We start from the raw sequence: 1,793 nt of genomic DNA, 5'->3' as shown, positions 1-1,793 counted from the left end.
CGTGAAATGAAATGATACTAAAAACAGAGATTTAAAGGAAATATATGTATCTAATAAGTGCAGCAAGAAGAGGGTGCAAATATGGAATTACCAATTTTTTATGATGAAGCAGAAGAATGGAGTAACGCGCTATTACTATATAATTCTGCATTAAAAGAAATTAATACTAAACTTGAAATTCTGAATGGTGAATTTAAACTTGCTCATCAATATAATCCAATTGAACACATCACTTCTCGAGTGAAGTCTCCAGAAAGTATAGCAAAGAAGATTCGACATAAAGGGAAAGAACTAACAGTTGAAAATATTGTTAAGTATGTAAATGATATTGCAGGGATACGAATTATATGTTCATTTACTTCAGATATTTATCGAATTGCTGATTTAATAGCAAAACAAAATGATATTAAAGTGCTAAAAATAAAAGATTACATTATGCAACCAAAGCAAAATGGCTATGCAAGTTATCATATGATTGTATCTGTACCAATATTCCTATCAAATTCAGTTATTGATACAAAAGTTGAGATACAGATTCGTACTATTGCTATGGATTTTTGGGCAAGTTTAGAACATAAGATTTATTACAAATATGAAGGAAATGCACCAGAAGGTATACGTAAGGAACTAAAAGAGTGTGCAGATATTGTTAGTTATCTTGATCAAAAGATGATGTCTTTGAATGAACAAGTACATGGTTGTAGTAGTGGCCGTGATGAGTTAGCTGAATATAAAGAGATTATGTCTGAAAATTATAGAGAGAGACTGAAGGAATCTTACGGAACTATAATTGATGATGAAGATGAGAATGGGGCTACTAATTCAGGAATAATATTAGAAAATGATATTGATGATGACCAAGTGGAACACATAATGGAAGATTTGGATTCTAAAAATATGATGAAAAATAAATCAAAAAAAGAAGAGAGAAAAAAGAAAGGATTGGGTTCCTTCTTAACAAAGGTTATAGCCAATTCAGAATAGATTTTTAGGAGTAAAGGAGATATAAGATGCTTACATTTTTAGGGACAGGAGGAGCCTTTAATACTGAAAGAGGTAATACAAGTGCTTATTTTGAATTAGGTACCGAGCTTTTTATAATAGATGCAGGTGAGGATGTATTTGCTAAATTAATTAATAAAAATTTATTCAATGGAAAGACTAGAGTAAATATATTCATAACACACCTTCATAGTGATCACGTAGGAAGTTTAGGAACATTAATTGCATACTTATACATTAAAGCGTTCAATATGGATCGTAGCAAAGTTTGTGTATACTTTCCGTCAGAGTCTATTAATGAGCTCTTAACGATACAGGGAATTAAGCAAGATATGTACACATTATTCATTAATCGTTGGGATGAGTTATATATTGATGGGTATGAAAAACAGCCTGAGTATATATTCGATCCAACTCATCATACAGATGAGTTAAATTATAATAATGAAACAAATTGTTTTAGCTTAGAGTTTTCATTAAGAGATGAATTTAGTTTTTTCTATAGTGGTGATACTTGTGAATTTAATGAGAAGTTAATGAATACGTATGCGTTTAATTATATTTGTCATGAAGTAACTGCTAACAAGGGTGCGACCGTACATTTTCATTATAATAAATATCTTGAATTAACAAAAGACATGCCAGCAGATCAGAAGAAAAAGATTACATTGATGCATCTAGATCAAGATTTTAATATCGAGAAGGCAAAAGCAGATGGATTTTCTATTGCAGGAGAAGAATAAGTAATTGTATAACACAATAAGTCTATGAAGGTTGTAACAGTTGATTAT

The 1,793-nt window shown here is 30.3% G+C and carries 1 protein-coding gene and 1 pseudogene; both read left to right on the top strand.

Annotated elements, in window-relative coordinates; translation table 11 throughout:
* Window positions 1-81: 81 nt before the first annotated feature.
* Window positions 82-702 (top strand): annotated as a pseudogene (locus tag ACW2QF_RS20030) (GTP pyrophosphokinase); the annotation flags it as partial.
* 308 nt (window positions 703-1,010) lie between these two features.
* The gene (locus ACW2QF_RS20025; protein WP_455717781.1) at window positions 1,011-1,745 is read left to right on the top strand and encodes an MBL fold metallo-hydrolase; all 735 of its coding nucleotides are present in this window, start codon (window positions 1,011-1,013) and stop codon (window positions 1,743-1,745) included.
* Window positions 1,746-1,793 lie beyond the last annotated feature (48 nt).

It is taken from the genome of Anaerosporobacter sp. (assembly GCF_965301125.1).
The sequence above is the reverse complement of the archived record's forward strand: the minus strand, read 5'-3'. Positions and strand labels throughout refer to the sequence as shown.